The organism is Plantactinospora sp. CNZ321 (genome assembly GCF_004217235.1).
Genome location: NZ_SHKQ01000001.1, coordinates 4,697,376 through 4,721,610 on the forward strand (window position 1 = coordinate 4,697,376; position 24,235 = coordinate 4,721,610).

Sequence of the window (24,235 nt, forward strand, 5' to 3'; positions counted from 1 at the left end):
AGTATCTGGAGTTGACAAGACCTCGCTGGTTAGGCCCTTGATCCTTCCGCCCGCCCTGGGGCCCTGAGCCTCGGCGCCGCCGGTGGGACGCTCAGCCCTCGGCACCCCCGTCGCGGCCCGGGGTCGAGCGCTCCAGGTCGGCCCGCCCGCTCTGGATGTGTGCGATCAATGCCTTCGCAGAACGTTCGGGATCACGCGCCGCGAGCGCCTCGATCAGATCGGTGTGCTCGTGCACCGTCCGCTCACCTCGGCCCGGCACCGCGCCCAGCATGTTCCAGGGAAACTTCGCCCACAGCGCGTTGACGATCCCGAGCGTGAACGGGCAACCGGCGGTCTCCCAGATCAACTGGTGGAACTCGTAGTTGGCGCGTCGCGCCTCGATGAACTCGCCCCGCCGCGACGCCTCCTCGAACTCCCGGTTCAGCTTCCGCAGCACGGTCAGGATGGCGTCGGTCATGTTGCGGGCCGCACCCTCGGCAAGGTAGCCCTCCAACATCTGCCGGACCGTGAAGATCTCGTCGAGACCCTCGTAGTTGATGTCCGCGACCGACACCCCGATGTGCGGTACGGCGACCAGCCACCCCTCGCTGATCAGGCTACGCAGGGCTTCCCGGACCGGGGTGGGGCTCACGCCCAGCTCGTCGGCGAGCTTCTGCTGCCGCAACCGCGCACCAGGCTCCAGCTGACCGGAGACGATGAGCTGGCGCACATGCCGCGCCACCAGCTCCTCCTTGGTGATCATGAAGCCGCGAGTCACGTCCGGCACCCTTCCCAAACCCGAATCTACATACTATATATAAGGCGGTCGGCTGTCGTCGCCCGGGTGCTTCGATCCTTCAGCCGGCCCGACATACATCGGCGCCGATGCGTCGGCGGGAACGGCGGGAAGATGTCCCACCCGGTCGCTCACCCGACCCGCCCCATCCGACGCTCCGCTCGGGAACTGACGACGATGCTCCTTGAGCGTATCGCGAAGCGGACCCCGGAAGTACACGCGGTCGTCGCGACATGCCCGGAAACCGCCCTGGCCGAAGCGATCGAGGCCGACCGTGCCCGGGACCTGGGGACCCCGTCCCCGTTGGACGGTATGCCCATCGTCGTCAAGGACAACATCGACGTTGCTGGCCTGCCCTGCCGCTGCGGGTCGGCGTTCTTCGCCGACCGCCGGTCCGGCACGGACGCGACCGTGGTCGGCCTGCTCCGCCAGGCGGGTGCGGTCATCCTCGGCAAGTCCCAGACGACCGAGTTCATGCTCGGGCTCGCTCCGCACCCGCGCTACCCGCCGTGTCGGAACCCATGGGACCTGGAGCGGATCGCCGGCCCGTCGAGCAGTGGCAGCGCCGCCGCCCTCGCCGACGGCCAGGCGATCGGTGCGCTCGGCACCGACACCGGCGGCAGCGTACGCATTCCCGCCGCTTTCACCTGCACGACCGGGCTGCGCCCGACGTTCGGCACCATCAGCACCGATGGCGTTTTCCCGGTCGCATCCTCCCTCGACACGGTCGGGCCGATGGCCCGCTCCGCGGTGGACGTCACCCGGCTGTACCAGGTACTCGCCCGCCACGACCCGAACTCGCCGCCACCGCGCCCCGAACCGGTGCCGGCCGAGGGCACCCGGATCGGCGTCCCCGGCGGGTTCTTCCTCGACGGCTGCGACCCGGAGATCGAGGCGGCGGTCCGCGATTCCGTCGCGGAGTTCCGGCGCTGGGGACACAAGGTGGTCGAGGTCGACTTGCCGCTGGCCACCACCGCCACCCGGGACGCGATCACCCTGGCCCATGCCGAGGCCCTGGCGACACACCGGCGGCGCCTCGCCGACCGCCCCGAGGACTTCGGCGCGCTGGTCCGGGAGCGGCTACGCCTCGGTGCGACGATCACCAGCACCGACCTCGCCGGGGTACGTGAGCGCGCACAGACGTGGAAACGCTCGCTGGCGCGGGTGTTCGAGACCGTGGACGTCATCGTCACCCCGGCCACACCGGTGCTGCCGGCCACTCTGGAGGAGGTCGAGTTCGGGCTGGTCAGGGACCTTACCCGGTTCACCTACCTGTGGGCCCTGGCCGGCGTACCCGCGCTCGCCATGCCCTGCGGGGTCAGCCGTGGCGGCCTGCCGATCGGGCTCCAGGTGGTCGGCGCCCCGTTCAGCGACCCACGACTGCTGGCGTTCGCCCGGCACGTCCAGGCGCGCACCGGCTGGCACCTGGCCGGGCCGACCGCCGAGCGGTGACCGCGCCCGCCGGTGATCTCAGTTCGTCCGGTCCCCGCTGCGGAAGGCCAACCGGCCGCCGACGACGGTGGCCAGGGCGGGCGCCCTGACGGCGGAGAGCAGGGCGCACGGCTCGGTCAACCAACGCTCGTCCAGCAGCGCGAGGTCGGCCGGTTGCCCGATCCACCGCTCGGGTCGCTCGGGAATCGGGAACCGGACCACGGCCGCCAGCGCGGTCGCCAGCGACACCGGCGGACCGGCGAACGGTACCCCGGCACCGCCCCGCCCCCACGCCCCGGCGACAGCTCCCCAAACCCCCGGCCGGGTCACCGGCGCGTCCGACCCGAACCGCACCGGCACGCCGGCGGCAACCATCTCGGCCACCGGATGCAGGAAGGCATCCTCTCCGGTACGGGACAGCGGCGCGAGCGCGGCCGCCCGCTCCACCAGGAAGCCGGGATTTGCGCAGACCTGGCACCCCGCCACCGCGATCCGCTCCAGCACGGCCGGGGGCAGAGCGCCGCGTGCTCGATCCGGTGCGGCCGGGGCTGCGCCGGCGCCCGCGACCCGAGCAGGTCGAGTGCGCCGATGATCTCCGCAGGCTCGACGGCATGCACGGCCAGGGAGGACCCCGTGGGCGAGGCACCGGCCAGTTCGCGGGTGAACACCTTGGTCCAGAGGGCGGACCGCAACGGTTCTCCGGGATCGGCCATGAAGCTCACCCGGACCGGCGCCAGGTGCAGACGCAGCCAGCGGCAGCGCGCGGCAGCGGCTTCCGGGTAGGGGGTGGCGTCCTGCAGCGCCACGACCCCCTGCGCGAGCAGGTCCCGGGCCAACCAGCGCAGTTGATCCCTTTCCCACTCCGGGTCGGCGGGGCCCAGTGCCCTCCCCCACAACCCACGGCCGTGGTCGATTCCGGCCGAGCGCCCCCGGCCGAGGAGGCGGGCCGCCGCCGCGTTGAACAGGCTCGCATGCCCGGTGCGGTGTACCACCAGGCAGGGCCCGGTCACTGCCGCCACGACCCGCAGCGCCGCGGCGATGTCGTGCTGGTGGTCCAGGCCGAACAGCACCCGCCAGCCCCGGCGGTCCGGGGGCGTGGCCGCGAGGGTCGCCGCCACCCCCTCGGCGCGCAGCGGGATCGAGCGTCGCGCCCGTAACCAGGCACCGATGTGCAGATGATGGTCCACCAGCCCGGGCAGCAGGACGCCTCGACCTGCGTCGACGTCCACCGCTCCGGCATCGGCGGCCACCCCCGCACGGGCACCCCCGATGGATCCGGGCACGGCCACCGCCGCGACCAGTCCACCGCGGAGCAGGACGTCCCGGCGGTCAGCGGTCAGGCCCAGCCGGGCATCGCGGATCACGACGGCGTCGTTCGGGCCGAGCTGCCACATCAATGTAATATATAATATCGGCCTAGGTTGACGACCGACGTCGCGGAGGGACCGGGCATGACCACCGACCGCGCCGACGACGGCGTGCCTGGAAGGGGCCGGGTCGTCCACACCACCGCGGCCGAGGCGATCACGCTGCTCCAGGCCGCCGAGGCGACGGAACACCTGTCGATACTCGACGGCTGTGCCGTCCTGGTCGTGCACGACGCCGACCGGGTACCGCTGATCGACCCCGACCCCCCGCATCCGCCCTGCGTCACCGTGGCCGTCGGCTGCCCGGCCGAGCGCGGCGGCACCGCCGCCCTCACGGCCTGGGCGGACGTCGCGGTCCCCCATGTTGACCAGCTAGTCCCAGTGCTGGAGGGCGTGCTGGCGAACCCGGTCGCCGCGGCCACCCTCACCCGGCTCCTCCGGCTCACCGAACACCTTCGGATCGGTGACGCCATCACCGCCGAGACCTGGGCGTACGGGCTGTTGCAGTCCGGCGCGGAGTTTCACCACTGGCTCGCCGGCCGCCAGCGGCGGCCTCGCCCGGAGCCGGGACCGGCCGTCGCGGTCTCCGTGGCCGGCGACCGCACCACGATCGAGCTGAATCGACCGCAGGTGCGCAACGCACTGAACACAACCATGCGGGACGAGCTGGTCGAGGTGCTGCGCGGCCTGGCCGACGGCGGCGGGCCGATCGAGCTGCGCGGCGCGGGCCCGAACTTCTGCGCCGGTGGTGACCTCGGCGAATTCGGTACGACCAACCCGGTCGTCGGGCATCTCGTCCGGACCGCCCGCAGCGTGCCCCTGGCCCTGGCCGCCGTGGCGCCTCGGGTCACCGCAACCGTGCACGGCGGCTGCGTCGGGGCCGGGGTCGAACTGGCCGCCTTCGCGGGACGAGTGGTGGCCACGTCGGACGCCTGGTTCCGGCTGCCGGAGGTCGGGATGGGCCTGCTGCCCGGCTCCGGTGGCACGGTGAGCCTGCCCCGACGCATCGGCCGGCAGCGTACCGCCTGGTTGGCCCTGACCGGGCTGCCCATCGGCGCCGAAACGGCACTGGCCTGGGGGCTGGTGGACGCGGTGATCGACGGCGCACAGGGGTCGGGGCCCAGCTAGTCGACCGGACCCGGGGGGGCGCCCGCGTCACCTACCACGCAGTGACCTGGCTCATGCCTGTCACAACGCTCGACCGGACGGTGTCCTGTGGTGAAACCCCCATGGGAATGAAGGAGGCACCGATGACTGGGAAGCACCGGGTGGTGGTGGTCGGCGGTGGGTACGCGGGCGTGATGGCGGCCAACCGCCTGACCCAGCGGGACGACCTGACGGTGACGTTGATCAATCCGCGCCCGCGTTTCGTCGCGCGGCTTCGCCTGCATCAACTGCTGGGCGGGTCCCACGACGCGGTCGTCGAATACCGGGAGATCCTGGCCGAGAACGTCCGGCTGGTGGTCGACACCGTGGACCGGATCGACGCGGCCGGGCGCAGCGTGACGCTGGCGACCGGCGGCACGGTGGACTACGACTATCTGATCTACGCGGTGGGCAGCGAAAGCACCGATTGGCGCACCCCGGGAGCAGCCGAGTTCGCCTACCCGGTCGCCACCCTGGAGGCGGCGCAGCGGTTGCGGTCGGTCCTCGCCGCCACGCCCCCGACCGCCGCGGTGACGGTGGTCGGCGCCGGCCCGACCGGCATCGAGACCGCCGCCGAGCTGGCGGAGCAGGGGCGTCGGGTCACCCTGGTCTGCGGCGGAGTGCTCGGGCCGTACCTGCACCCGCAGGCCCGACGTAAGGCCGCCAGGCAGATGGCCGACCTCGGGGTGACCGTGGTCGACGGTCCTGGCACCAGGGTCGTAGCGGTCACGCCCGACGCCGTACAGCTCAGCGGCGGCCGCAGGCTGCCGAGCGAGGTGACCATCTGGACCGCCGGATTCGGCGTGCCGGACCTGGCCATGCGCAGCGGGCTGAGCACCGACGCCGTGGGGCGGCTACTCACCGACGAGTCGTTGACCAGCGTCGATGACGAACGCATCGTCGCGGCCGGGGATTCGGCGGCACCGTCGGACCTCCCGTTCCGGATGAGCGCCTATGCCGCGGGTTGTCTGGGCGCACATGCCGCTGACACCGTGCTCCACCGGATCACCGGCGAGCGACCCACGTCGGTGAGTGTGCTCGCCACCGCCATGTGCATCAGCCTCGGGCGGCGGGTCGGCATCTACCAGTTGGCCAACCGGGACGACATCGCGATGAGGGTCTACCTGGGCGGCCGCCCGGGCGCGAAGCTCAAGGAGTTGTCCAGCGAGGCCAGCGTCAAGCATCTGGCGAGCGAGGCACGTAAGCCTGGGTCACACAGGTGGCTCAGGAACAGCAAGCGGCAGCAACTGCTGCAGGCCCGTGGTAACCAGACGGGGTCCACCCCTGAACGGGCGGTCTAGTGCGGGTCTCGTCGACTCCCACCCGGATTCGGGTCGATCCGGGATGGTCGGTAGGAGGGACCACAGCAGGTCGGTAGGAGGGACCGACGGTCTACATCCGGAGGCGGCAGCCGAGGATCCCGCCTCGCCGCCCGGGTAGCGGTCCCGGAGTACGGCCTGGATGAGGGCGGCGAGGTCCCTCGCGGCTGGAGGCGTTCGCACGGACTCAGAAATGCAGGGTGGGGCGGTAGACGAGTTCCTGGGTACGACCGTCGAGTGTCCGGCTCTCGATCAGCTCCAGGTCGAAGTCGGCCGCGCCCTGGAAGACCGGCTCCGTCCCGGTCCGACCGGTGACCACCGGGAAGAGCGTCACCTGGACGCGGTCGACCAGACCGGCGGCCATCAGAGCCCGGTTCAGCGACAGGCTGCCGTGCGAGCGCAGCGGCAGCTCGGACTCCTCCTTGAGCCGTGCGACGGCGTCCACGGCGTCACCGCTCACGACGGTGGCGTCCGGCCAGTCGAGGGGGCCCACCAGCGTGTTGGACAGCACCGTCGCCGGGAGGCTTCTCATCCGGGTGACCCAGGCGTCACGTACCTCGGACTCCTCGGTACTCGCGGCCAGCATCCGGGCGAACGCCCGGTACGTCCCGGCCCCGAAGACCATGCGCTGCTCCTGGCCGTACACGGCGAGGCGGTGCTCGAGAAGTTCGGGGCCCTGCTTACCCCAGTAGCCACCCCAGTTGCCGCTGTGGGTGCCGAAGCCGTCGAGACTGGAGAAGACGTCGAAGGTGTAGGTAGCGGTCATCATGCTGTCCCTGTGTTGGTGAGTTCGATACGACGGGCGTGCAGGAAGGCACGCTCGGTCTCGTTGGTGGCCAGTGCGATGGCCTGGTCGTAGGCGGCTCGGGCGGCTGTGTCGCGGCCGAGCCGGGCCAGCAGTTCGGCCCGGGTGGCCGGCAGCCGGTGGTAGCCGGGAAGGTCGATCTCCTCCAGCGCGGCGAGGGCCGCCGCCGGTCCGTGCACCTCGGCGACGGCGACCGCCCGGTTGAGCGCGACGACCGGGGTCGGGGCGAACGCGAGGAGTTGGTCGTAGAGCGCCAGCACCTGCTGCCAATCGGTGGTGGCGCCGTCGGTGTGCACCGCGCTGATCGCGGCCTGGATCTGGTATGGGCCGGGCCGGTTGCGTCGCAGGCATCGGCGGACCAGTTCGTGGCCCTCGGCGATGAGTGTCCGGTTCCACAACGACCGGTCCTGGTCGGCCAGGAGCACGAGTCCGCCGGTCGGGCCGAGCCGGGCCGGGCGGCGCGCCTCGGTCAGCAGCAGCAGGGCGAGCAGGCCGAGCACCTCGGGCTCGTCGGGCATCAGCGCGGCGAGTTCGCGGGCGAGCCGGATCGCCTCGGTGCAGAGGTCGGTTCTGATCAGCGGTCCGGCGGTGGACGTGTAGCCCTCGTTGAACATCAGGTAGAGCACGGTGAGTACGGGCGGGAGCCGGTCGGGCAGCTCGTGCTCGGCGGGTACCCGGTACGGGATGCCGGCGTCCCGGATCTTCTTCTTGGCCCGCACGATCCGCTGGGCAACGGTCGCTTCCTGGGTCAGGTACGCCCGGGCGATCTCCGGAACCTCGAGGCCGCCGAGCAGGCGGAGCGTGAGGGCGGTCCGCGCGTCGGGGGCGAGCGCCGGGTGGCAGCAGGTGAAGATGAGTCGCAGCTGGTCGTCTTTCACGGGTCCCACCTCCTGAGGCTCGTCCTGTTGGTGCAGTAGCAGGGCCTGGGCGTGCCGGGCCTCGCGGGTCGACTCCCGGCGGAGCCGGTCGACGGCCCGGTTGCGCGCGGTGGTCACGATCCAGGCGCCCGGGTTCGGCGGAAGGGTCTGCCACTTCTGCAGCGCGGTGGTGAAGGCGTCCTGGACCGCCTCCTCGGCGAGGTGGATGTCGCCGAGGAGGCGGGCCAGGGTGGCGACGCAACGGCCGTACTCCGCGCGGTAGATGTTCGCCAGGTCCATGTCGGGTGACCGGCCCCGGTTCAGGCCTGGGACAGTTCGTCGAAGGGGCGCACCTCGATCGGGCCACAGGCCGCCGCGCACTTCTCGGCCCAGCCGAGCGCCTGGTCCAGGTCCGCACACTTGATGATCCAGAATCCGGCGATGTGCTCCTTCGTCTCGGCGAACGGACCGTCACTCATGGTGGTGGCACCCTTCTCGATCCGGACGACGGTGGCGCTCTCCGGCGACAGGAGTCCTCCGGCGAAGACCCAGGCGCCAGCGGCCTGCATCTCGGTGGTGATCCGATCGGTCTCCCGCATCATGGTCTGCATCTCCTCGTCCGACGGCGTCGGGGCGCCCTCGACGAAGTGCACGGACAGCAGGTACTGCTTCATGGTGGTCCTCCGGTAGTTCGACGGTGGGATGGTGACAGATCAGGCGGCCAGGCGGCGCGCCACGGCGGGGATCACGATCGCGGCCGCGACCAGGTGGGTGAGCATCAGTAGCGCCTTGGTGGCCACACCGGCGTCGGCGATCACGTCGGGCACCAGCGACAGGACGGTCAGCACCACCGTCGTGTGTACGAACGTGCGCCGCGGCCGCCGGGCGAACCGGGACAGCAGCATGGCGATCACGACGCCGATCAGCGAAAAGACAGCGGTCAGCACGCCGAACCCGGACACCGGGATCGGGGCGCCACCCAGGTCGAGGCTGACCCCTGCCGCGTGGCCACCGGCGGCGACGGCCATGGTGGCGGCGCTCGCGGCAACCGTGGCGATGACACCGGTCCGGATCAGCGCACCGACCGTCGCGGTGGCGGTCCGGACCGGGCTGTCAGTGGTGGTCATCTTGCCCTCCAGCGGGTTGTGTGTACCGGATCGCTGTCCGGCTCTCTCACCAGGGCTACGAAAACGAACCGCCCGGATCGACAGGCCCGCCGGATTTTTTCGAAGACGTTCACCTCCGGCGAACATCAGGTAAGTCATGGGGCATAGCGAACGAACGCGACGATACGCCCACAAGCATCAGGACGGCGAACGGCTCCGGCCCAGGACGCCAAGGTCCTGGGCCGGAGAGGTACTACCGCTGTCGGTTCTTGTGATCAGGAGATGTTGATGTCACTGCACCACATGTACGCCTGGTCCATGTGTGAAGCCTGCCAGATCACGAAGAGGACGTGCGGCCCGCTGCGTCCGGCCGCATTGACGTTGAACGAGATGTTCTGCGCCGGCGCGTAGCGCCCGGTCGTCGCGACCAGCTCGAGGTTGCCCCAACCGACGCGCTGGGTGGCCGGGTTGAACCCCTGCCGGGTGACGTAGGCCCGGAAGAAGTCGGCACCGTGGCTGGCCTGGTCGTACAGCTGGACGGTGAAGCTACGGCCGACGTTGGTCCGCCGCCACTCACCAGGCGTGTTCAGGCTGTTGTTCCTGGAGAGGCCGTTGCTGCACAGTTGGCCGTCCGGGGTACGGGACTGGAACTGCCCGCCGAGGCCGTCCCGCAGCTGGCTCATCCAGTTCCACATTGTGTCGGGGTTGGCCTGGAACGCCTGGTAACACATCGGGTCCTGCTGCTGCATGGTCGGGCTCATGTGGTTGCTGCCCCAGTCCTGCCAGCATTGGTAGGCGCGGGACCGTGGGTTGACGATGGTGCCGTGGGCCTGGGCCACGCCAGCCCAGGGCAGAATGCCAACCACCATGGTCAGGGCCAGGACGAGCACCCGGATGGGATGCCGGGCAGCCGACCGGGATCGCCCGGCGGATTGGTCGGGCTTGTGTGAACGCATGGTACGTCCTCCGTTCTTAGGCACCGAAGGGCCGAGGTGGGAGCGCTTCCAGCAGAGTATGACATCGAGAACCATAGATATCAATATTGATCTAATTTGGTCCGAGTGTGTCGAGATGGCCGGAGTCGTGGCCAAGTGCAGCTCAGCGTCTCCCACAGCGGGCATTTTGGGAAATTTGGCAGACAGCGACCAATCAACGCCAAAGAGTTGACGGATAGCGGGCTGGAGATCGTGGTCTACAGCCTGATGCCCGGCCACGCGTCCGCGTGGCCGGGCATCAGGCTGGGTCCGGCGTCAGCTCCGGGGTCCGCGTCGGCACCCCGTCGCCCCGGGCTCGGCGAGCTTCCGGATCGCGCCGACGAAGCTGCCGCGGCTTCGCGCCGCCAGCCCCGGTACGGCGCCCGATCGGCCCGAACGATCCCGTGAGCCCCCCGTTGCTGAACTGCCGTCCGGCACTGCGTTCAGGCGCCCATACCGGCGCGGCAGGTACGCCGGATCTTGTAGAAGTAGCTCAGGTAGCTGGCGTGGTAGGCGGCACTGGTGATCCGCAGCAGCGCCTGGTCCGACGAGCGCAGCGACGATCCGTCCAGGTTAGGGCTGCCGGTGTACACCCGAGGCTCGATGCCACCGTTGTAGGAGCCGTCGATGAGCATGAACTTGTTGTGCGGTCGCACGTCGATGCCCGGCGCCACGTTGAACTTGCAGCGCAGGCGCTGGATGTCGGCCTTGTCGAGGATGCCTTCGACAGTGGCGTCGCTCTCCGCGTAGATGACGTCGATCCAGCAGCGCTGCCCGCGCAACTGCGCCAGTTTCGTCGCGACCTGGCTGCGCGAGCCGAGGAAGTTGAGGACCACGATCCGGATGTCGGTCTGGTGGCGCATGCCGTCCGCGCCGGTGTACCCGCAGGAGATCTCGTCCAGGGCGTTGACGATCGTGTCGGAGGACGGATTGCGGTAGGTGGCGTCGCGGCGCGGGAAGAAGAACGCCCGATAGGTGCTCCCGGTCGGGGTGGAACGGTAGTAGCCGTTGTCCCCGGTGCGCGAGTACCGCAACCGCCGCATGTCCTCGTGGTACACGGCGAAGGCGTCGTACACGGTCGCGTCGACGAAGGTCACCGCGTCGTTGTAGGACTCCACCTTGTACCAGTCGGTCAGGTTCGACGATGTCTGCAGCACCACCTTCTGGTAGCTGGTGCCGTCCTCGAACGGACCGACCTTGGAGAACAGGAAGAACTTGTTGTGGTTGTACGCGGGGCCCGGCGGGGCCGTCGCGATGCAGCCGCGGCGGACGTCGTCGACGCCGTCGTCGTCTTCGAACCTGTCGTCGCACATCACGATCCAGGAGGGTGCCCCGTCGTCGGTGCCGAGCCCCGTGACGGGATTGCTCAGCCGGTCCCAGGCCGGACTGGCCTTCCGCTTTCCGTTCCCGTCCAGATAGGACGAGTCGTCGACGATCACCCGGACCCGGACGCCGCGGCGGTGCGCCCTCAGCAACGCGTCGGCGATCGCGGCGTCGGTGAAGTCGAACACCGACACCCGGATCTGTTCACCCGCAGGCGTCGCGTCGACCAGCTGGATGATCTGGGTGAATATCGCGGCCTGGCTGGCGGCCGACCCGAGCGGGTCGTTGAAGGTCGGTCCGTTGATGACCGGCTTGGTGGCCGCGCTGGCCGTGCTCGCGACCGCGACGAGCAGGCCGGCGGCGAGGCCGGCCACGGCGGCGATGGCGGTGATGTGGCTCAGGCGTCTCCGCAGCAAAGCAATGTCCTCCTCAGGGGATCTGTTCGGGCTGGCACGAGGTCACGGTGAGGCGGGCGACGCCGCCCACGGGGTACATCGTCGCGGCCGAGCCTCCCAGCGCTGCGCACAGATCCGGCACACACCGCCAGCGGTGCCGGGGTCAGCTCGTCGGGGACAGGAACCACAGCCGGGCGCTGCCGGAGGCGCACGGCACGAGCGTCGCGGCGGCGCCGTTCGCCGTCGAACCGCCGGCGGCGGCCAGGCACAGGTCCGGGTTGTTCTGCGGCGAGATGGTGTACGTCGACCGCCCGACCGCGGACAGCCGCCAGTTCTGGGCGCCGGTGCCGTTGCACGTCCAGATCTGCGTCACGTCGCCGTCGTCGACCGAGATGTTCCCGTTCGGCACGTCGAGGCAGCGTCCCGACTTCGCGTTGACGAACGAGAAGAGGCCCGGTCGGTTACTCGACGCCCGCCACCGCTGCACCAGCACGCCGGTGTCGCAGCTCCACTGCTGCACCCGGGAGCCGTCGGCGACCCGGCCGGCCACCACGTCCAGGCAGGCCCGCGACTTCAGGTTGACCAGGCGGTACGTCGTGTTCGCCCGCACGCCGGCCGGACCGCCGGGCGGCGCGACGGCCCCGGTGGCGTAGAACGCCTTGCAGGTGCCGTCCAGCACGTCGGTCGCCACCTCCAGCAGCCGTGTGCCGTCCCCCGACGGCAGCAGCGCGGAGCTGTAGTTCTGGCACGCGAGGACCAGATCGCGCTCGGCACCGCTGAGACTCTCGTCCCGGAAGTCGCCGATACCGACCGGAGCGTCGATCTCGTACCACGCACCCACCCCGTTCTCGTCGTTGACCAGTACGGTGGTGCCGCTCGGGCCCCTCAGCACGGTGGCGGCGCCGGTGTCGGCACCGGTCCGCACCAGCCTGGCGATCATCAGGAGCCGACCGTTCGGTCCGCCACCTGGTGCCCAGGCGATGGTCGGTGCGTGGGCAAGATGTCTGCCGTCGACGGTCTTGGCGATGGTGCCCCGGTGGGTCTGGTCGCCCCAGTCCCAGCCGTCGGCGGAAACCCGATAGTGGACGCGGCAGCCGTGCCCGCCCGGCACCGGGCTGATGTTGCAGTACTCGTACGCCATCAGGTAGCGGCCGTCCGGCAGCCGGCGCACCACCGGCATCCCCGGGCTGTCCTCCGCCGCCAGGTCCGGGCTCGCGTCGACCGCGACGGTGTTGACCTTCGCGCCCCAGGTGTCGCCCCCGTCGGCGGAGCGGGCCCGGGCCAGGGTCTGGCCGTACCGGGGCTGCTGTGTCTTGTCCGAGAAGTGGACGACCAGGTCTCCGCCGACGACCGAGAACTCCGGTTCCCACAGCCCGTGTCCCGATCCACCGGTCACGATCGGCCCCGGCAGCGCCAGCCAGCTGCGCCCGTGATCGGTGCTGCGCCAGGCGACGATGCGCGCGTCCGGGTTCGGCACCGTGTCGCCGCCGCCGAAGGTGTTGACCGAGGTCGCCCAGATCAGCGTGCCCTCGGGATAGTCGCCGAGCCGCTCGGGGAACTCGAACAGCGTCGAGCAGCAGGAGAACTCGCCCGGCCCTCGGCTGACGGCGAGCCCGCCGATGCGCCGGAAGGTCGCACCGTCGTCGGTGCTCTCGAAGAACGTGCCACCCGCACCGGTGTTCGTGGAGACCAGGATCCGGCCGCGGTACGGGGCCGGCGCGTGTTCCAGCCGGATCGCCCGTGGGTACCACGCGGAGCCCGGATCGAGCGGAATCCCGCGCAACACGCTCGCGCCCGCCGGCCTCGGCAGCGGCCAGCCGGCCGACGTCACGACGACGACCAGCAGCGCCACCACCCTGATGAGTCTCGACCGCACCCGTGCCTCCCAGGTGGTATCAGGTCCGACGTTCGTCGCCGACCGGGCGTCGCGCGGCAGAGTATTCCGGGCTGGCCGCGCAGAGTATTCCGGGCTGGCCGCACAGACGCCGCACAGCCGCCCCGGAGTGCCCGACCTGGTGGGGGTCCGGCGACCCGGATCACGGCGCGGCCACGGCGCGTCGGGTCAGCGGCGGGTACCCGGCACGGCGCCGGGTCAGCGGCGGGTACGCAGCACGCCCGCGATGGGGAAGAGCAGTGCGAAACCGGCCAGCGAGGTCACGATCACCATGACCAGGGTGTCGTTGTCGGCGAAGCCCTGCGTCGCCATCACCGTCGCCGCCGCGATGTTCCGTTGCGAGGTGCCGAGCCCGAGAATGACGCGGAGGCCGCGATCCCGGCCCCCGAGCAGGTAGCCGAGCACGAACGCACCCGCGATGACCAGCAGGGCCGGTATGATCGCCCCCCCGGTGAACAGGGTGGCGATCGTCGGGATATTGGCCAGCGTGGTGGCCAGGACGATGACCACCAGCGCGACGGTCGAGGTGCGGCGGGCGATCGGCCCCAGCCGTCGGGCCTGGGCCAGCCAACGGCCCCGGACCAGCAGGCCGGCGGCGAGCGGCAGGAGCATGGTCAGGACCAGCGGCACCGCGAGGGCGACCGCGGAGACCTCCGCTTCGGGCAACACCCGGGGTACGGCGATCGGCGCGTACACGACGGTGACTGGCAACAACAGCACCAGCAATGCGGCGCTGACCGCGACCGAGCCCTGCGCCACCTCGGTCAGTTTGATCAGGAACGGTGCGCCGGCCGTCATCGCCACCAGGATCAGCCCGGCCTCCAGCGGTCGGTCGAGCGGCCAGAGCCGGACGATACCGAGGGCGAGGAGAGGGACCAGCACGAAGTTGGCCAGCAGCGCCCGCAGCAACGCCCACACGTCGCGTAGCGGGCCGAGGATCTGCTTGGCCGAGTGAGCGAGACCGACCGAGAGCATCGAGGTCACGGCGAAGATCACGACCGCCAGATCCGCCACCCGGGACAGTAGATCACGCATCATCATCGCGACGCGGCCACCCGGACCTAGTCCGGCTCGCTGCTGGCGGGCCTCGCCGTCGAGGGTTCCGGTACGCCCGGATGACTCGGCGGGTAGGGCAACAGTTCGGCGTCGATCCGCGCCCACGTGGCGCCCAGTTCCTCGGTCAGCCGGGGATGCCGGTCGGCGATGTCCGCCTGTTCCCGACCGTCCGCCGCCAGGTCGTACAGCAGGTGGAAGGGACCGTCGCGGCGCGGCCAGTTGCCCAGCACCGACCGTTCGCGGCGGTCGAACAGGTACTTGAACCGGCCGCGTCGCAGCGCGCCCTGATTCGAGGTACGCCAGAACAGGTCGTGCTCGGGGAAGTCGGCTCCGTCGACGAGCCACGGCCGCAGGTTCACACCGTCCAGCGGGCAGCGTTCATCCGGCGCCGTCCCGGCTGCGTCGACGAGTGTCGCGGTCAGGTCCAGGGTGTCGATCGGGTGGTCGACGACCTGACCCCCGGCCACGGCGGCGGGCCACCGCAGAATCAGCGGTACCCGGATCCCACCCTCGGTCAGATCGCCCTTCTCGCCCACCAGCGGCCAGTTTCTCGACCATCGCTCGCCGCCGTTGTCGGAGGTGAAGACGACGATGGTGTTGTCGGCGCGCCCGGCGTTCGCCAGCGCGGTGAGCACGGTGCCTATCCCCGCGTCCATCGCCTCCACCAGTTCGGCGTACTTCGCCAGCGAGCCTCCGTCGCGGTGGATTAACGGGGTGGCTTCGGCCTCCTGGCCGAACCTGCGCCGGATCTCCGCACCGACCTCGCGGTCCTGTGGCCCCTCCCACGGCCAGTGCGGCGCGGTGTAGTTGAGCTGGACGTAGAACGGGCCACCGCGATTCTGGGCGACGAAGTCGGCCGCGCGCTCGGAGATCAGCGAGGTGTAGTAGCCGGTCTGCTCGACCGAGGTCTCCCCCTCGTACAGGTCGGCCTCGCCAACCGTGTTGACGTGCTCGAAGTAGTCGATGGCACCGTCGAGATTCCCGAAGAAGGTCTGGAAGCCGATACGCAGCGGGCTGTACCAGGGCAGCCAGCCGCAGTGCCACTTACCGAACATCGCGGTCCGGTAGTCGGCGGCCAGGAGCAGCGATGGCAGCGTCTGGTGGCCGGCGGGGATCCCGTTGTGCTTCGTGTGCGTGGTCAGCGGCTCCTCCAGGGCCGCCGGCAGCCGGGTGGGGTAACGACCCGTGTAGAGGCCGATGCGGGTCGACGAGCACCACGGTGAGCACGCGTAGCCGTGCCGGAACAGCATGCCCTCCCCCGCCAGCCGATCGAGGTTGGGGGTTCGGATCGAGGAGCCGTAACAACCCAGGTCGCCCCAACCCAGGTCATCGGCCAGGATGAACAGGACGTCCGGCGGCTGCGTCCTCCGGGGCGTACCCGGCGGCCCGGCCGTCGGTGGCCTACCCGTGGGTCCAGTCGTCGCCATACGAGCCAGTACCTGTTCGTCATGGTTTCTAACATCCTCCGCACCACCCTTCGGAGGAAACGGCGCCGCCCTTGCGGGGAAAAGGCGCCGCAGCGGGCCGGCGCCGCCGGTGGCGAGCGCGGTGCCGTCCGGGTTGCCGGGGACGTTCAGTGGCCGGCGACGGCGCGGCGGACCAGGCGGCGGGCCTCGTCGCGTCGCATCCCGGTGGCCCGCAGCAGTTCGTTGGCGACGGTCCGCACCTGGAGTACCACCATCGTCCCGGAAAGGCCGATTTCCTGCCGGCACGCCTCCCCGGCGAGCCGCACCGCCGAGAGCACCTGTGCACGGGCCTGTACCGGTTCCTTACCGGCCAGGAACTCCCGGTGCATCAGCCGCACCGCCGCGCCGTACTCTCCGATGGCGGCCGGCAGGTCCGGCGGCATCGGTTCGGCGTCCCGCAGCGCGGTGCCGGCGCGACGAACCAGGGTCCGGCTGTTGCGGTACGCCCGCTCCATGTGCTTCGCGCCGTGCTGGTAGGCGTGTACGGTCCGGCGCCGGCGCCACCGCAGCGGGGAGAACCGGACCATCTCGTCGGCGGCGGAGACCGCCTCCCGCAGCTGCGTCAGCTTCGGATCCGAGTTGCGCATCTGGGCCAACAGGGCCTCCGCCCGGTCGGCGTCGCCGGCGGCGAGGGCCTCGGCGCAGGTCTGCATCTGGCGGGCGAACAGTTCCAGCGCGGAGCCGGCGACCCGGCGTATGGTGCGCAGCGGGTTGAGCGGCGCCAGGACCAGCATCACGAAGAGCCCCACCGCGCCGCCGACCAGCGCGTTGAGCGCGCGGGGCAGCTCCAGGTCCGGATTGGCCGGGGTGAGCGTCGCCACCAGCACCGCGGTGGCACCGGCCTGGGTCATCAGCAGGCCGGTGCCTCGGGCGACAGCCGCGCCGGTGACCGCCAGGGAGACGATCACCCCGGTCTGCCACGCCCCGGTGCCGATCAGCGCGATCAGCACGTCGCCGGCCGCGATGCCGATCCCGATGCCGACGAGTAGCTCGACGGTTCGCAGGGCCCGCCTGGCCAGCGACGCGCCGATCACCGCCACCGCCGCGCCCGGAGCGAACGTGGGTTCCTCGATGTCCAGCAGCCGGTGGGCGACCACCCAGGCGAGCGCCGCCGCGAGCCCGGCCTGGACGCCGATGATCAGGTACGTCCGGAGGCGGCGGGACCAGGTCCGACCGGTCCTGGCCAGCCGGCTCCGCAGCCGGTCGACCGGTGATCCCGGGCTCTCCGCTGGCGCACCGGACGGCATGGCGGCGTTTACCCGCCCGCACGCCCGGCACACCGTCTGGCGCGAAACCCTGTCAGCCACGGCGCGCCCGCGTGCACCAGCGCTCAGCGATCCGGGCAGGCACCCGGCTGGCTGAACAGCATGTCGCGCAGCTCGGCGAAGGACCGGCGGCCCCGGTCGGTCTCGAAGGTCAGCTCCGTCAGCGGGGTGTCGGCCGGATAGCGGGGCAGCTCCGCAGGGTGCTCCCAGGCCTGGCCCGCCGACCGGCCCCGCACCGTGTCCGCGTGCACGGAGAGCCGGCGCGGAAAGCTGGCCGGGGCGGGCCGGGTCACCGTGGCGAACTGGCTGTCGTCGCCGAGGACGAAGAGTCCCTGCCGCACCGTGTCGGTGGTCGGGCCGGTAGCCTCCCACAGCGGGATGAAGTCGCCACCCCGCTGCGGGTCCGGGGCGGTGTACACCCGCACGCCCCGGACCTCGTCATCCGGGCAGAGCGGCGCGTAGACCGCCGTCCGGCCGTCGAGCTCGACGTAGCCGAGCACGTCCTCGACCTGCTGCCCGCCGCCGACGCAGTGCGCGGCGGTCTGGCTGAGGCAGAGCAGCCACAGCAGCAGCACCCGGGCCGACCGCCGCCGGTTCAGCAATGTTTGTAGTCGCCCTTCTCGAGATTGGCGCTGTTCTCGTAGGTGTTCCGGCACGGGTCACCACCCGTCCGCAGGGCCTCCAGCAGATACATCGGACCGAACGCGGCACCGTACCGCCGCCACTGTCGGCGGTGCACCTTCTCGTGCGCCATCATGTCCGCGTCCGGTCGGCTGTTCTTTGTGAGGAAGGTGTCCCCGTAGGTGGTGCCGGTGCGACCATACGGCACCCAGCCACCCCAGCAGACCCGCATGCCTTCCTGCGTGTTGCACTCGCCGCCGGTGAGCCGGGTGCCCCAGTCCACCAACTTGCCGATCCCGTAGGACTGGGCGCGGTTGGCGACGAAATTCAGCGGATGACCGAACCGGGCGAGAAGGCCGATCCCCTTCTGCGCACCCATCAGCCCACCGTGCCACAGGGCCCTGACCAGGAGCTGCCCGGCCAGCCGGCTGGCCATCTGCGCGGTCTGGATGAACTTGTTCAGCTTCCGTCGCATCTCCTCCAGCTTGTCGCTGAACGCGCGCAGTTGGGCTTTGTTCTTGTGCTTGGGGTCCTTGATCCAGATCCTGATCAGTTTCGTGTACTTGACCAGGCGTTTCTCCAGCACCTTGATATACCTGACGATCACCTTCGTGACGGCCACCAGTATCGGCGCCAGCTGGGGGACCAGGAAGCCGAGCAGGGTCAACACGAGCATGAAGACGTACATGGTGACCAGCACCCTGATCAGCCGGGTGACTCTCTTGATCACTGTCCGGTAGACCGTCTTGTAGCTGGTTACCCGCTTGGTGACGTACGCCCGGCCGTCCGGGTCGGTGAAGCTGACCGGGCTGTTGTTGGCGTAGGCGTAGCCGTTCAGGTGCTGGGGATCGTCGTAACTGATCTCCGGGTCCACCGAGACGAACCGGCCGGTCGCCGGGTCGTACTCCCGGGCGCCCAGGTGGGTCAGCCCGGTGGACGGGTCGTTGGTGCCGCCGACGAAGCCACGGTCACCGGCCAGGTTCGGGTCACCGGAGCCGCGGGTGCCGCCGTACGGGTCGCGGCGCTGCCGGGTCACGGACTGGCTCGACTCGTCGACGGCCAGCTCCGCCGTGCCGTGGTGGTCCGAGACCAGCCAGGTCACCTTGCCGGTCTTCCCGTTGCGCATCGCCACTGCTCGATCGCCGTGGGTGTAGTAGCGCAGGCCGCTGACCGCGCCGGAGGTGTCCATCCGGAGCTGGGTCTCGCCCAGGTAGAGCGTGGTGCCCGTCGGGTCGCGGCGGATCAGCCGGTCGCCCGCCGCGTCGTATACGTAGGAGGTGACCCGGCCGTTCTCGGTCACCTTCGCCAGCCGCCCCTCGGCGTCCCACTCCAGGGTCTGCCCGACACCGGCCCGGACCCGGCTGGTCAGGTTGCCGGCCGCGTCGTACGCGTACTCGTCGACCTTCTTGGTGCCGTCCGGGCCGGTACTGGTCACCGAGCGCAGCGCGTGCGGCTGTGCTTCACCGGCCGGGTTGTACGCATAGCTGCTGGTGCTCCGGGAACCGTTCGGCGCGGTCCGGGTCTCGGAGAGCCGGTTGCCGAGCTTGTCGAGGGTCCAGGAGTGCCAGTACGGCGCCGGGCCGCCCAGCCCGGCGGCGGTGGGTGCCGCCGCGCAGTCGCCGGAGGCGGGGGTCCAGGCCTCGGTGAGCCGGCGCAGGTGGTCGTGGCGGAAGCACTGGGTGTCCGCGGCCACCCCGGTCGCCGGGTCCGGCGTGTCCACCATCCGGATCACGTTGCCGCCCGGGTCGTAGCGGTAGGCCACGCTGGAGATCAGCTGGGGGCCGACCTCCCGCCTCGTCTCGGCCAGGGAGAGCCGCCGGGTGCCGGCCTCGTACCGGAACGACCGGCGCACCGACCGGTCACCCGCGGACAGGGTCAACTCCTCCACGTCCCCGTAGACCGAGAAGGCGGTATCGGTGACATAGCTGGTCGCCCCGGCGAGGGTGGTGGGCATGCCGAGGGCGTTGTAGCCGTACCGCAGCGTCTCCTGGGCGAGCCCGCCACCGCCGGGCAGGGTGGCGGTCTCCACCTCGCCGTCCGGCCGGTAGGTGTTGCGGAACGTGTACGTCCCGGCCAGTGCGCCCTCCCGGGCCGGGACGGTCACCGTCCGCGCGGTGACCCGGTTGGCCGCGTCGTAGCCGGTGATCGCCGTGGTGTACGCCGCACCGTCGACGTAGCGCGTCGCGCTGGTCTGCAGCCCGGGTGCCGGGGTGCCGTCGGGCAGCCGGTCGTAGCCCCACTCGGCCAGCTTCGCTCCGGTTGCCGAGCCCTGGCGCAGCGCCGTCTTGCGGCCCAGCGCGTCGTACTCGTACCAGAGGGTCACCTCACGGGCGTCGGTCTCGCTGACGATGTCGTTACGGTCGTTGTAGGTGTACGTCGTGACGCCCTGGTCCGGATCCTCGGTGCGGATCCTCCGGCCGCGTGCGTCGTACCCGAACCGCCACACGTTGCCCGCCGAGTCGACGATCGTCTCCGGCTGGCCGCGCCGGTTGTACGTGTACTTCGTGGCGTCGTACTCGCCGCTCGGGGTGCTGCCCCGGTACTGACGCAGCTCCACCAGCCGCCCCTCGGCGTCCAGGATCCGGGTGGTCGGGGTCTGCCCGGCCGGCGGGGTGGTGTGCTGGCGGTCCACCTCGTGGACGTGGCTGGTCCGCCACTTCTCGACCCCGTAGCTGAGGAAGATCTCCTCGGTCGGCCGGTTGGCTCCGTCGTAGACGGTCACCGTCTGGGCCGGCAGCAGCGCTTCGTCCGGCAGGAACAGGGTGGTGCCGGGCGGTGCGTCGTTGTAGTAGGGGCCACTCTCCCGCACCTTCAGCCCGCGGACGTCGTAACTCACGTCGGTGATCACCCGGCCGCCGCGCGGCGACGGCGCCTGGGTCTGACGCAGCCGCATCTTGCCGTCCAGGAGCTGGTACTCGGTGCGGTAGTCGCCATTCGCCTCCAGGGTGCGCACGGTCACCACGTTCGGCCCGTCGACGCGGGTCGTGTACTCGTAGGTCGCGCTGGGCGAGTCCCGGCCCGGGACTCGGCCGGCCAGCCAGGTCTTGACGACCCGGCCGAGCGCGTCGTACTCGGCGACGTTGCGGGCGCCGTTGGGCGCGGTGACCGAGACCTCGGCCCCCCAGGCCGGTTCCAGCTCGGTGCTGGTGGTGTGGCCGAGCTGGTTGGTCGAGGTGACCCGGGTGGTGGGACCGGTCGCCGGAGTGTAGGTGATCCGCTCCCGCGCGCCGAGCACGTCGGTCTTCTCCTCCAGCCGGCCGTGCGGGTCGTAGCTGGCCTCCATGGTGGTCAGGTAGGTCGGGGCGCCGCCGGACCAGCCGGAGATCTCCTCCCGCCGGGTGACCGCGCCCCGGGTCGGCGTGGCACCCAGGGTGTCGCTGCCGTCGTAGTAGAACCGTTCGTCCGACACGACGTCGGCGATGCCGGTCGGCTCCCGGTCGCAGCCGCCCACGGTGGTGCGCTTGCGCACCACCGTCTCCAGCAGCCAGGCGGCGCTGTTGCGGGCGTACGTGTACTGCGTGCAGGTGTCGTCGTCCGAGCGGGCCAGGTCGCCCTGGTGCTGCTCGGTCAGGAGCGTGCCGCCGCTGTCGTAGGTGTGCAGGGTCGCTGTCTCCCGCCAGCGGCCGCCGCTGACCTCGCCCTGCACCAGCCGCTTCTGCTGCACGTTGTGCGCGGTCGTGGTCCCCCACGACCGGACCCGGGTGACGGTCGCCGGGGAGAGCCACGGGTCGGTGATGGACCGGGACAGGATGCTGCTGCCGTCCGCGCTGTAGGTGATCGACTCGCGCAGCATCCCGGCGAACTGGTCGGTGTCCCGCCACGCGGTGTTGGTCGAGTCGACCACGTCGACCCGCTTGGTGACCCCCTCGGTGGCGGTCTTGTCACCGTCCATCCCCCGGAAGTAGACCAGCTCGGTCAGTGACCGCACCTGGCCGGAGACGCCCTTGCGGACCCGTACCCGCTCGTAGCCGCGCCACTGGCTCCACGTCTTGCGGTCCTCGGGAACCAGCCCGTCCTCCTCGTCGTGCCGCCAGGCGGGTGCGCCGACGTACTCGACGTCGGAGATCTCCTGGGTGAGTCCGGTGGTGCGGTCACTCTCGACGACCCTGGTGACCACGTACTTGTTGAACCAGTCGGTCCGTTCGGACAACCCCTCCGGGGTCCACCGGACCGGGTGGCATCGCTTGGTGTTGGTCGCTGGCTGGGGCAGGGCCTGGTAGGAGCAGTCCCGTGGCGAGTAGCTGACGGTGATCTCGCCGCCGCCCTCCGAGCGGATCGTCTCGATGCGCCACCAGTTCATCGCCGGGATGTTGTCGTTGCCGTCGACCCGGTTGGTGAGCTGCTTGCCCTGGAAGGTGACCGGTGGCAGGTCATGCCTGCCGTTGACCAGGCCGCTGTGCTGGATCGAGTCCAGGAACAGCCGTGCCTTGGTGCCGTCGTCCGGGTTGGGATAGGAGTGGGTGAGGGTCCAGGAGTCCACGTCGCGCGCTCCGGTCCCGGCCCAGACCTGGGTGGTCACCTTCTTCAGCCGCTTCTGCGTCCAGAAGGTGGGATAGAACTTGTTGTTGCAGTTGGTGCTGCTGGCGCAGTCCTGGTCCCACGGCACGTCCGGCCAGTTGGCCGGTGCCGACTTGGTGCAGGTGGTGTTCGGGATGCACCGGTCGGCCGCCTCGAACTCCACCCGGCCCACCCAGGGCGAGGTGTAGATCGCGTCGGCGCGCTGGCCGTACTGGATGCTGCGCAGGTAGCCGCCCCGGACGTACTGGGAGACCTTGGTCGCGGTGACGTTGCGGGCGTAGTAGTTCTTCTCCTGGGTGTAGAAGTAGCTCGCGGTGTTGCCGTGCGGGTCGACGACGTAGTCGAGGTTCCACCGCCACGCCTGGTCGCAGTGCGAGGCGTCGAAGGTCGACTTGTGGCACGGCTCACCGGCGTGGTTGCCGAAGACCGGGACCGTCCAGGCCGAGTTGGTCTGCGCGTGCGTGTCGTCGGACCAGCCGGGCAGCTTGTTGCGGCCGAAGTGGTACTGCGTGCCGTCCCGGGTGGTGACCACCCAGTACTCGCCGTCCTTGTCGCCGTTGCCGAGGCTGGTGTCGTGGTGTCGCTCGACCCGGGATCCGTCGTCGCTGCGCAGGTGCCAGCGCTGTGTCTCGCTGTTGTAGAGCAGTTCGCCGCCCCGGCCGTTGAGCACCAGGGTGATGTTGTCGGTGCCCCAGCAGAGATCCCCGGTCTTGATCTTGTTGTTCGCACCGTTCTTCCGGTCCGAGGCGCAGGACACGTAGCGGCGCTCGACGTAGCCGCCCGGCGCGAAGCTGAACCCCTCCCCCACCCAGGACGGCTGGTTGTTGGTGCCGCTGGTGCGACCGTCGACGCTGCCCGAGGAGTACGCCAGGGCCAGCTCCGGGGCCGGGCCGCCGAGCGAGGGTGGGACGTCCATCGGGTACTGCCAGCTGAAGTCGCCGGACGGGCCGCCGACCTGCCAGGTGGCCGACGGTGAGAGCGTGCTCTGCCCGAAGTCGCCGGCCGGGCCGCCAGCGGCCGCCGCGACGGCGAACAGGCCGGACTCCGCGCCACCCACCGGCAGCTCGCCGGTGAGCCGACCCGAGCCGTTGTTGCGGGTCGCCACCGCGGTGCCCCGGCACTCCGGCACGGCCGGGGTGACCGCGGCGCACTCCGGCAGCCGCACCAGCCGCAGCCGGGTGGCCCAGTCCCCGCCGAACGCGTCCCGGAAGCCGGAGTAGTCCACCTCGACCGAGATCCGGCCGGCCCGGTCCACCCCGTCGGCCCGTTTGATCCGGAGCAGCAGCCCGTCGTCGTGCCGGCCGAGCAGGTTGACCTCGACCCGGCTCGGTACCGCCGGGTCGGCGCCCGCCCGGGCCGCGCCGGAGGTTCCGACACCCGCCGCGAACCCGCCGACCGCCGCGCCGACGCCGGGTGCGGCCGGTGCGACGCTACCGACGTAGACGGGCAGTGCACCGGCCCTGGCCCGGGTGGTGGTCGCCCCGGCACCGTCGGTGGCCCGGGCCGGCGGCGCCGTCAGGTCGACGACCGCCCGGCCCGGTGCGGGCCAGGAGACCGTCGGGCTGGAACGGACCGCCTTCTCCTCTGCCGGGTCCTTCGGTAACGGCCGTGCCCCGGCGTCGGTGCCCGGCACCGACCGCTCCGCTGGCGCGGCCGTGGTCCAGGCGAAGGCGACGGCTGCCGCCGCCGGTACGTTGCCCAGCAGCGTGATGACCATCGAGATTCCGGTGACCACGGCGACCGGGCTGGCGAGCCGGGACCGTCGGAGCCGCGATCGTGACCGAGCTTTCATGGGTGCCGCTCCCAGGAAGTTCGACGACGGGGCCAGACCGCCTCCAGCGATTTCCGCCCGCCTCCCGTCGGGGGCGGCACTGCGGCGCTACCGGCGGATCCGGCGCGGGTGTTCGGGGACTGGAT

18 protein-coding genes are annotated in these 24,235 nt (G+C 70.9%); 3 read left to right on the forward strand and 15 right to left on the reverse strand.

Annotated elements, in window-relative coordinates; translation table 11 throughout:
• Positions 1 to 91 precede the first annotated feature (91 nt).
• Positions 92 to 757: a GntR family transcriptional regulator gene (locus EV371_RS20460; RefSeq protein ID WP_130463476.1), complete on the reverse strand. Its 666-nt coding sequence runs from the start codon at positions 755 to 757 to the stop codon at positions 92 to 94.
• 195 nt (positions 758 to 952) lie between these two features.
• Between EV371_RS20460 and EV371_RS20465 the strand changes: the two genes are divergently transcribed.
• Entirely contained in the window at positions 953 to 2,227 is a 1,275-nt protein-coding gene (locus tag EV371_RS20465; RefSeq protein ID WP_165436765.1) for an amidase, read from the forward strand.
• Positions 2,228 to 2,245: 18 nt separating this feature from the next.
• Here EV371_RS20465 and EV371_RS33490 read toward each other — a convergent pair whose 3' ends face one another.
• Both EV371_RS33490 and EV371_RS20475 read right to left on the reverse strand, forming a co-directional pair.
• The gene (locus EV371_RS33490; RefSeq protein WP_165436766.1) at positions 2,246 to 2,455 is read right to left on the reverse strand and encodes a hypothetical protein; all 210 of its coding nucleotides are present in this window, start codon (positions 2,453 to 2,455) and stop codon (positions 2,246 to 2,248) included.
• Between the two features lie 77 nt (positions 2,456 to 2,532).
• Positions 2,533 to 3,600, reverse strand: a complete 1,068-nt coding sequence (locus EV371_RS20475) for an amidohydrolase family protein (protein ID WP_130463479.1) — start codon at positions 3,598 to 3,600, stop codon at positions 2,533 to 2,535.
• A 57-nt stretch (positions 3,601 to 3,657) separates the two neighbouring features.
• Between EV371_RS20475 and EV371_RS20480 the strand changes: the two genes are divergently transcribed.
• Positions 3,658 to 4,701, forward strand: a complete 1,044-nt coding sequence (locus EV371_RS20480; RefSeq protein WP_130463480.1) for an enoyl-CoA hydratase/isomerase family protein — start codon at positions 3,658 to 3,660, stop codon at positions 4,699 to 4,701.
• Positions 4,702 to 4,823: 122 nt separating this feature from the next.
• Complete coding sequence (locus EV371_RS20485; RefSeq protein WP_130463481.1) at positions 4,824 to 6,020, forward strand: FAD-dependent oxidoreductase; 1,197 nt, start codon at positions 4,824 to 4,826, stop codon at positions 6,018 to 6,020.
• A 205-nt stretch (positions 6,021 to 6,225) separates the two neighbouring features.
• On the opposite strand, the gene EV371_RS20490 is transcribed toward EV371_RS20485, so the two are convergent.
• The 12 genes from EV371_RS20490 to EV371_RS20545 form a co-directional block, all read right to left on the reverse strand.
• Positions 6,226 to 6,807 carry a dihydrofolate reductase family protein gene (locus EV371_RS20490; RefSeq protein ID WP_349340710.1) on the reverse strand — a complete coding sequence of 194 codons (582 nt, stop codon included), beginning with the start codon at positions 6,805 to 6,807 and terminating at the stop codon, positions 6,226 to 6,228.
• Positions 6,804 to 8,000 carry an RNA polymerase sigma factor gene (locus EV371_RS20495; RefSeq protein WP_130463482.1) on the reverse strand — a complete coding sequence of 399 codons (1,197 nt, stop codon included), beginning with the start codon at positions 7,998 to 8,000 and terminating at the stop codon, positions 6,804 to 6,806. The genes EV371_RS20490 and EV371_RS20495 overlap by 4 nt, the downstream gene beginning before the upstream one ends.
• A 20-nt stretch (positions 8,001 to 8,020) precedes the next feature.
• On the reverse strand, positions 8,021 to 8,374 hold the full coding sequence (locus EV371_RS20500; protein ID WP_130463483.1) for a YciI family protein: 354 nt from the start codon (positions 8,372 to 8,374) through the stop codon (positions 8,021 to 8,023).
• A gap of 39 nt (positions 8,375 to 8,413) precedes the next feature.
• The gene (locus tag EV371_RS20505; protein ID WP_130463484.1) at positions 8,414 to 8,827 is read right to left on the reverse strand and encodes a DUF6069 family protein; all 414 of its coding nucleotides are present in this window, start codon (positions 8,825 to 8,827) and stop codon (positions 8,414 to 8,416) included.
• 254 nt (positions 8,828 to 9,081) lie between these two features.
• Positions 9,082 to 9,762 (reverse strand): lytic polysaccharide monooxygenase, encoded by a 681-nt coding sequence (locus EV371_RS20510; protein WP_130463485.1) that lies wholly within the window; start codon positions 9,760 to 9,762, stop codon positions 9,082 to 9,084.
• A 461-nt stretch (positions 9,763 to 10,223) separates the two neighbouring features.
• Positions 10,224 to 11,519 carry a phospholipase D-like domain-containing protein gene (locus EV371_RS20515; protein ID WP_207230553.1) on the reverse strand — a complete coding sequence of 432 codons (1,296 nt, stop codon included), beginning with the start codon at positions 11,517 to 11,519 and terminating at the stop codon, positions 10,224 to 10,226.
• A gap of 142 nt (positions 11,520 to 11,661) precedes the next feature.
• Positions 11,662 to 13,374, reverse strand: a complete 1,713-nt coding sequence (locus tag EV371_RS20520; RefSeq protein WP_130463487.1) for an RICIN domain-containing protein — start codon at positions 13,372 to 13,374, stop codon at positions 11,662 to 11,664.
• A gap of 216 nt (positions 13,375 to 13,590) precedes the next feature.
• Positions 13,591 to 14,433 carry a bile acid:sodium symporter gene (locus EV371_RS20525; RefSeq protein WP_207230554.1) on the reverse strand — a complete coding sequence of 281 codons (843 nt, stop codon included), beginning with the start codon at positions 14,431 to 14,433 and terminating at the stop codon, positions 13,591 to 13,593.
• 20 nt (positions 14,434 to 14,453) lie between these two features.
• Positions 14,454 to 15,875 (reverse strand): sulfatase-like hydrolase/transferase, encoded by a 1,422-nt coding sequence (locus EV371_RS20530; RefSeq protein WP_130463488.1) that lies wholly within the window; start codon positions 15,873 to 15,875, stop codon positions 14,454 to 14,456.
• A 146-nt stretch (positions 15,876 to 16,021) separates the two neighbouring features.
• Entirely contained in the window at positions 16,022 to 17,161 is a 1,140-nt protein-coding gene (locus tag EV371_RS20535; RefSeq protein WP_130463489.1) for an FUSC family protein, read from the reverse strand.
• An 83-nt stretch (positions 17,162 to 17,244) separates the two neighbouring features.
• Positions 17,245 to 17,781, reverse strand: a complete 537-nt coding sequence (locus EV371_RS20540; protein ID WP_130463490.1) for a hypothetical protein — start codon at positions 17,779 to 17,781, stop codon at positions 17,245 to 17,247.
• Positions 17,775 to 24,110, reverse strand: coding sequence for an RHS repeat-associated core domain-containing protein (locus EV371_RS20545; protein ID WP_130463491.1), 6,336 nt, complete (start codon positions 24,108 to 24,110; stop codon positions 17,775 to 17,777). The genes EV371_RS20540 and EV371_RS20545 overlap by 7 nt, the downstream gene beginning before the upstream one ends.
• Positions 24,111 to 24,235 lie beyond the last annotated feature (125 nt).